Here is a 7,162-nt window from a genome sequence, read left to right as displayed (position 1 = left end):
GCGGGGGCCTCTGCGGTGGGTGACGTCGGATCGGTGGGCGGGGGCGTGCTCGACTCCATGGTGTTGGCCGGGGTCGGAGGTATGGCTGGCTCTGGGGCGTCGGCCGGAGTCTGGTCCGGAGCAGGTGCGGCTAGCGGCGACGGTGTGGCCGACTTCGGGGTCTCAGTCGGGGCCGTCAGCGGGGTCGGCGCCGAGGCCGGTTCCGTGGTCGGCGTCGGCGGTGTGGCCAACTCCGGAGCGCCAGCCGATGCCGACAGCGTGGCCGGAGCCGGAGCGGTAGGCGACGCCGGAGCCGGTGTCGAAACCGGTGCGGTGGGCGCGGCCGGGGCCGTGGACGGGGTCGGCGGTGTGGACGGGGTCGGCGGTGTGGGCGACTCCGAGGTATCGGCCAGGGGCGACGGCACGGCCGGAACTGGTCCAGCGGGCGGTGTCGAAGACGTGGTCGGCTCGGAGCCGGCCTCGGTCGCCACCGGCGGCGTGGCCGGTTCCGAGGTGGGGCCTGGCTCCGAGGTCGGACCCGGTTCCGGGGTGGACGCGATGCCGGCAGCGGTAGCTGCCTGATCCGGTGTGGAAGCTCCCTGCTCCGTTGCGTCAGCCGCCTGAGCCGGTGCGGCAGTTCCCTGCCCCGTTGCGGCAGCTACGTGCTCCGGTGCGGAATCCACCCGCTCCGGTGCGGAAGTCGCCCGTTCCGATACCGAAGCCGCGCCTTCCGGCGAGGGAGAGTCCGCCCCCGAATCCGCCCCCGTGTCCGCAGTCACCGTCCTCCGTGTGGGCTTCTCGTCAGCCGCGATCGTCTTCCTGGCCAGGCCCTTCTTCGCCGAGTTCTTCTTCCCGGTGCCCTTCTTGGCTGCGGCTTTCTTGGTCACGGCGTTCTTCGCGGTCCTCTTCGTCACGGTCTTCCTCGTGCTGCTCGTCTCCGCCACGACTTCTTCTGCCGAGCCCGTCTCCGCCGGGATCTTCGCCGTCACGTTCGTCCTCTTCGCCGTACCCGTCTTCGCGGCGCCCGTCTTCGTCATGGCCTTCTCCGTCGCAGCTTTTGTCGCCGAGGTCTCTTCCGCCGAACCAGTCTTCGCCACGGCGTTCTTCTTGGCCGCCGACTTCTTGATCACGGCGTTCTTAGCTGCCGCCTTCGTTGCCGTTGCCTTCTTCGTACCGGCGTTCTTCGTCGTCGTCCTCTTTGCCGCGGCCTTTCCAGGCTCAACCGTCTTGGCCGGCGCGTTCTTGGCCGCAGTCCCCTTCGCTTTGGCCTTCCCGGGTCCAGCTGTCTTGGCCGGCACGTTCTTCGCCGCAGTCCCCTTGGTTCCGGCCTTCCGGGGCTCAGCCGTCACAGCCGACGCTTTCTCCGTCGACGCCCTCTTGGCCGCTCCGGCCGCCCCGGCCTCCCCGGGTCCAGCCCTCCCAGCCGCCGCCCTCTTCGTACCGGCCTTCTTCTTAGCCGCCCCCTTGCCCGCAGCCTTCTTGACCGGAGCCGTTGATGACGCCCCCGCCGTCCGGCCGCCGGCCGGTGAGCAGTACCGCCGCCGCTGTCGGCGCGAAGATCCGGCTGCGTCGTCAGCAGCGCGGGATGAGCGCCGCGGAGATGGCCCGGCGCGCCGGGCTGAGCAAGGCCACGCTGTCGCAGTTGGAGGCCGGGAACGGCAATCCCACGATCGACACCCTGGACGCGATCGCGATCGCCCTGCGCATCCCGATCGCCGACCTGCTGGCGCGTGACGCCGACACCGGGCCGGTGTTCCGGCCGGGCACGGACATCGAACCCGGTGAGGTCTCCCGGGAGTTGCTGCGCCGGATCAGCAGCGGCAACAGCCTGGAGATCTGGCGGCTGCGCATCCCGCCGGAGACGGAGCTGGCCGGCGTACCGCACGCCACCGGCACGATCGAGCACCTGCTCATCGCCACCGGGCACGTCACCGCCGGTCCCGTCGACGCCCCGGAGGATCTGGGCCCCGGCGACATGCTCGCCTTCGCCGGAGACGCCCCGCACTTCTACCGGACCGGCGCCGAGGAGGTCGACATCACCGTCGTCTTCGCCTCTCCCATCAGCACCTGAGCCTCAATAGCTGACACGCCGTCAACAACCCAGCCCTCACTAGTACTTGAGACTGAGGAACCCCCACTCATGAGCACCTCCGCCATCGTCACCACGCCCTCCAGCCGTGCCTTCATCAGCGACAACATGGCCGGAGCGTCCCCGGAGATAGCCCGCGCCGTCGCCGACGCGGCCGCCGGGCAGGTCCTGCCGTACGGCAACGACCCCTTCACCGAAAGCACCCGCCGCAGGCTCGGTGAGATCTTCGAGCGGGACGTCGATGTCTTCCCCGTCTCCACCGGGTCCGCCGCCAACGGCCTGAGCCTGGCCGCCCTCACGCCGCCGTGGGGGAGCGTGCTGTCCCACCCGGACAGCCACATCAACACCGATGAATGCGGTGCTCCGGAGTTCTTCACCAACGGCGCCAAGCTCGTCGGTGTGCCGGGCCCCGACAGCAAGATCGACCCCGACGCGCTGCGAACGGCGGTGCGCCGCCGGTCCGGTGACGTGCACAGCGTGCAGCCGTCCGCGGTGAGCATCAGCCAGGCCACCGAGAGCGGCAGCGTCTACACCCTGGAGGAGATCCGCGAACTGTCCGCCATCGCCAAGGACGCGGGCCTGCGCGTCCACATGGACGGGGCGCGCTTCGCCAACGCGCTGGTCCAACTCGGCGCCACCCCGGCCGAGATGACATGGAAGGCCGGCGTCGACGTGCTGTCCTTCGGCGCCACCAAGAACGGCGCGATGACCGCCGACGCCATCGTCTCCTTCGACCCCGCCCTCGCCGCCGAACTCGCCTTCCGCGCCAAGCGCGCCGGCCAGCTCGCCTCCAAGATGCGCTTCAACACGGCCCAGATCGACGCGTACCTCGCCGACGGTCTCTGGCTGCGCAACGCCCGCCAGGCCAACGCGATGGCCGCCCGGCTCGGCGACGGCCTCAAGTCCATCGCCGGGGCAGGCCTGTTGGCGATCCCGCAGGCCAACATCCTCTTCTGCCGGCTGCCCCAGCAGGTCACCGAAGGCCTCCTCGCCGAGGGCTACGCCTTCTACCACGACCGCTGGGAGCCGGGCATCGTCCGCTTCGTCACCGCCTTCTCGCACAGTGCCGACGACATCGACCAACTCCTCGACGCGGTCCGCCGTCACACCCGTTGAGAGGTGTTCCCGCGGACCGCGTGGAACCGCCCGGTCGGTGAGGCGCCGGTGAAGGAGGAGGGAGTCGTGCCCGTGTGTGCCTGTGTCAGGTGGTGACGAGCGGCTTGGCCTGCGTTGTCAGCGTCGGGCGGGGCGCGTGGAGGTTCCTGGTGACCTCGGTCAGGTCGGCGATGAACATGCCCGCGAGTTCGGCGGTGAACCCGGTGCGCACCACCAGGCGCAGGACCGAGACGTCCTGGCAGGGAGCGGGGAAACTGTAGGCGGGCAGGTGCCAGCCGCGGGCCCGCATCGCGTGGGAGACGTCGAACACCGTGAAGCCCTGTGTGCCGGGCGTCAACCGGAAGGCGAACGCCGGGAGTTCGGAACCGTCCGTGACCAACTCGTAGGGCGCGATGGTCCGGATCCGCGCGGCGAGTGCGCGAGCCGTGGTGCGGCTCTGGGCCGACAGATTGCGCAGCCCTTCGAAGCCGTAGCGGAGGAAGCTGTAGTACTGCGCGACGACGTGCGCGCCCGGGCGGGAGAAGTTGAGGGTGAAGCTGGGGGAGCTGCCACCGAGGTAGTCGACCTCGAACACCAGGTCGTCGGGGAGGGCTTCGGCGTCGCGCCACAGGGCCCAGCCCAGGCCCGGGAAGACGTGGCCGTACTTGTGCCCCGAGGTGTTGATGGAGGCGACGCGTTCGAGCTGGAAGTCCCACATGAGGCCCGGGTCGAGGAACGGGGCGACCATCGCGCCGGACGCGCCGTCGACATGCACGGGGATGTCGGTGCCGGTGGCTGCCTGGTAGCCGTCCAGGGCCATGCAGATGTCCGCGACGGGCTCGTAGGAGCCGTCGAACGTGGACCCGAGGATCGCCACGACACCGATGGTGTTGTCGTCGCAGTAGGCGGTGAGCGTGTCGGCCGTGAGGTGGTAGCGGCCCGGCTCCATCGGGACGTAACGGGGCTCCACCTCGAAGTAGTTGGCGAACTTCTTCCAGCACACCTGGACGTTCGCGCCCATCACGATGTTCGGGCGCGCAGTGTCCTTGCCCTGGGCGCGGCGGCGTTCCTGCCAGCGGCGCTTCAGCGCGAGTCCGCCGAGCATGGCGGCCTCGCTGGAGCCGGTAGTCGAGCAGCCGCGGACCTGCTCCGCGTGCGGCGCGTGCCAGAGCCGGGCGAGCATCCGTACGCAGCGCTCTTCCATCGCCGTGATCTGCGGGTACTCGGCGCGGTCGGCGAGGTTCTTCTCGGCGGTCTCCGCCATCAACTCCCTTGCCTGCGGCTCCATCCAGGTCGTCACGAAGGTGGCCAGGTTGAGGCGCGCGTTGCCGTCGAGCATCAGCTCGTCGCGTACCCGGCGGCAGACCAGGTCGGGCTCCGACGCGAACTCGGGCAGCTCGTCGACGGGTTGGAGGAGGTCGACGGCCGGCGGGAGGCCGCCGGCGCGGGAAACGGTCAGGGTGTCGAACTCGGCTTCGGGCATGACGTCGGTATGCGGGATGGGCATGAGTGTCTGGATGCCTTTCTGGTCCGTGCGGCTCCGTGCACTCCGACGCTAGATCGCCCAGCGGTGCGGCGTATGTGCCGATTACACCGATCCAGTGATCGATTTGCGGACTGATGAACTGGATTTTCCCTTGTACATACTGGGCATTACTTTTTGCAGGGCAGGGCTTGATCACCGACGGGGATCTGACCAGGGTTTTCCGCCTGGTTGGGGTCGCTCCACATGTGCGGGGGCCTCACGCACCGGATCCGGGAACTGGTCACCGAGAGCCGGGCCGCCTGTCCGGACGGGGTCCCGCGCTGGCGTAGTAGACGTCCCGTGCCTGCTTGACGCGATCCCGGGGGATGCCGTGCCGGGCTCCGGCCACGTTCAGCGGCGGACGCAGGCCGGCGATCAGTTCCGTCTCCAGGGGGACCGGGTCGGCCTGCTCGCTCCAGGTGAGTGCGAGGTGCTGGCGCATCCAGTCGGTGAGGCGCTGTTCGTCCTCGGGGATGAGGACGACGCGGTCGGTCCACGTGGTGCGGTAGCCCTCGGTGGCCATGAGGAGTCCGGCGAGGGTGCGGCGCAGGGTGGAGCGCCCGGAATCCCGCAGGTGGTTCGAGGCGATCCGGGAGCGCAACCGGCTCGCCTTGCCCAGGTAGAGCAGTCGCCATCCGGAGTCACCCGAGTTGAGAGGCCCCGGGAAGGGAGCCAGGACCTCGGGCGGCGCCCACCAGGCGTACAGGCCCGGGGTCGTGGGCAGCGCGGAGACCGCGGCGCTCAAGGTGCGGGGCGCGGACAGCAGGTCGGCGGTGGCCTGCCGGACGGTTGGACCATCGAGCATGGGCGCAGCCTAGGTGTAGCCGGCGTCGAGGGGCACGCAGATCCCCGTCAGGAGCGCCCGGTTTCCCCGCCCGGGGACCGGCAACCGCCGGTCGAGCGACCAGTGGTCTGCGAGCAGTGATCTGCGGGTTGAAGGTTGCGGGTTGCGGGTTGCGGGTTGCGCAAGAAACGCCGAAGGCGCCCGCTTTGTCTGTGGCCGCCTTCGTCAGGGTTCGTGCGCCGGCGCGGAGCCGGCCGAGGTGTCCCTCCGGGCGGGAACAGTGTGGAGGTTTTCCTGTCCCCGTCCGCGAAGTGTCACCAAGGCCGGCGCAGCGCGGCATTCAGTACTGCTCGGTCTCCACGAAGCCCGCGTCCACGTCGTCGTCGACGCCGTAGGTCTCGGCAGCGGCGGAGAGGTTCAGTCCGGGAGGGCTGTCCTTGAGGCCGAGGCCCATGCCGGCCAGCTTCTCCTTGACCTCGTCGATGGACTTCGCGCCGAAGTTGCGGATGTCCATCAGGTCGGCCTCGGAACGCGCCAGGAGCTCGCCCACGGAGTGGACGCCCTCGCGCTTGAGGCAGTTGTACGACCGAACGGTGAGCTCGAGCTCCTCGATCGGCAGGGCGAGATCGGCGGCAAGGGCGGCGTCCGTCGGGGACGGGCCCATGTCGATGCCCTCGGCGTCGATGTTCAGCTCACGCGCCAGACCGAACAGCTCCACCAGGGTCTTGCCGGCGGACGCCATGGCGTCACGGGGACGCATGGCCTGCTTGGTCTCGACATCGACGATCAGCTTGTCGAAGTCGGTGCGCTGCTCGACACGGGTCGCCTCGACCTTGTACGTGACCTTCAGCACGGGCGAGTAGATCGAGTCGACCGGGATGCGCCCGATCTCCTGACCGACCTGCTTGTTCTGCACGGCGGAGACGTAGCCGCGACCGCGCTCGACGGTCAGCTCCATCTCCAGCTTGCCCTTGCCGTTGAGCGTGGCGAGGACGAGGTCGGGGTTGTGCACCTCGACACCGGCCGGGGGCGCGATGTCGGCGGCGGTGACCAGTCCCGGACCCTGCTTGCGCAGGTACATCACGACAGGCTCGTCCTGCTCACTGCTGACGACGAGCTGCTTGATGTTGAGGATCAGGTCGGTGACGTCCTCCTTGACGCCCGGCACGGTGGTGAACTCGTGCAGCACTCCGTCGATACGGATGGACGTGACGGCCGCACCCGGGATCGAGGAGAGGAGCGTACGACGCAGGGAGTTGCCAAGGGTGTAGCCGAAGCCCGGCTCCAGCGGCTCGATCACGAACCGGGAGCGGAACTCGTCGACGACCTCTTCGGTCAACGAGGGGCGCTGAGCGATCAGCATGCGGTGTTGCCTCCAGTGGTTTGGCGCCCGCTATGTGACGCCGTAGACAACACGAAGAGTACGGGGCGGCGCGGCCGATACGGTCTCCGCCGTGGCCGAACCACTCGTCTCCCCGACCCGGCGAGGAGGCTTTGGGCTATTTACTTCCGCCCGCCGCCCCCACAAACCGCTTCGGCCTTGCCCACGTCCAGCAGTCGGGCGCGCGGGGCGTCCGGGCAGAGATGCGGGGCCAGGATCGGATCGTGTCGTGATCATGGAGTATATGCAGCGCCAGGATCGCGGCGATCAGAGCGGGGTCGTGCGGGGCGGTACGGGAGGGTGCCGGAC

The 7,162-nt window shown here is 69.4% G+C and carries 5 protein-coding genes and 1 pseudogene; 3 read left to right on the top strand and 3 right to left on the bottom strand.

Translation table 11 applies throughout. The annotated features are described in order from the left end of the window. From ACNFOC_RS48070 to ACNFOC_RS48060, 3 genes and pseudogenes are all read left to right on the top strand, one after another. Positions 1–561: pseudogene (locus ACNFOC_RS48070) on the top strand (hypothetical protein); the annotation flags it as partial. 913 nt (positions 562–1,474) lie between these two features. Next, the gene (locus ACNFOC_RS48065; protein WP_019056220.1) at positions 1,475–2,050 is read left to right on the top strand and encodes a helix-turn-helix domain-containing protein; all 576 of its coding nucleotides are present in this window, start codon (positions 1,475–1,477) and stop codon (positions 2,048–2,050) included. Between the two features lie 69 nt (positions 2,051–2,119). Further along, positions 2,120–3,184 (top strand): threonine aldolase family protein, encoded by a 1,065-nt coding sequence (locus ACNFOC_RS48060; RefSeq protein ID WP_416965321.1) that lies wholly within the window; start codon positions 2,120–2,122, stop codon positions 3,182–3,184. 85 nt (positions 3,185–3,269) lie between these two features. Here the strand turns inward: ACNFOC_RS48060 and gad are convergent, their stop codons facing one another. The 3 genes from gad to ACNFOC_RS48045 all read right to left on the bottom strand — a co-directional run bounded on the left by gad (position 3,270) and on the right by ACNFOC_RS48045 (position 6,835). After that, entirely contained in the window at positions 3,270–4,670 is a 1,401-nt protein-coding gene (gene gad / locus ACNFOC_RS48055) for a glutamate decarboxylase (protein ID WP_416965320.1), read from the bottom strand. Positions 4,671–4,929: 259 nt separating this feature from the next. Further along, on the bottom strand, positions 4,930–5,493 hold the full coding sequence (locus tag ACNFOC_RS48050) for a GIY-YIG nuclease family protein (protein WP_416965319.1): 564 nt from the start codon (positions 5,491–5,493) through the stop codon (positions 4,930–4,932). Positions 5,494–5,812: 319 nt separating this feature from the next. Next, positions 5,813–6,835, bottom strand: coding sequence for a DNA-directed RNA polymerase subunit alpha (locus tag ACNFOC_RS48045; protein ID WP_406131172.1), 1,023 nt, complete (start codon positions 6,833–6,835; stop codon positions 5,813–5,815). Positions 6,836–7,162: the final 327 nt, after the last annotated feature.

Source organism: Streptomyces colwelliae (assembly GCF_048158785.1).
GTDB lineage: Bacteria > Actinomycetota > Actinomycetes > Streptomycetales > Streptomycetaceae > Streptomyces.
Note: the sequence above shows the minus strand (reverse complement) of the source record. Positions and strands in the feature narration are given on the sequence as shown.

Bases quoted from the DNA above. Each gene is read 5' to 3' on its own strand.
- ACNFOC_RS48065 (WP_019056220.1), top strand. From the start codon at position 1,475: ATGACGCCCCCGCCGTCCGGCCGCCGGCCGGTGAGCAGTACCGCCGCC.
- ACNFOC_RS48060 (WP_416965321.1), top strand. From the start codon at position 2,120: ATGAGCACCTCCGCCATCGTCACCACGCCCTCCAGCCGTGCCTTCATC.
- gad (WP_416965320.1), bottom strand. From the start codon at position 4,670: ATGCCCATCCCGCATACCGACGTCATGCCCGAAGCCGAGTTCGACACC.
- ACNFOC_RS48050 (WP_416965319.1), bottom strand. From the start codon at position 5,493: ATGCTCGATGGTCCAACCGTCCGGCAGGCCACCGCCGACCTGCTGTCC.
- ACNFOC_RS48045 (WP_406131172.1), bottom strand. From the start codon at position 6,835: ATGCTGATCGCTCAGCGCCCCTCGTTGACCGAAGAGGTCGTCGACGAG.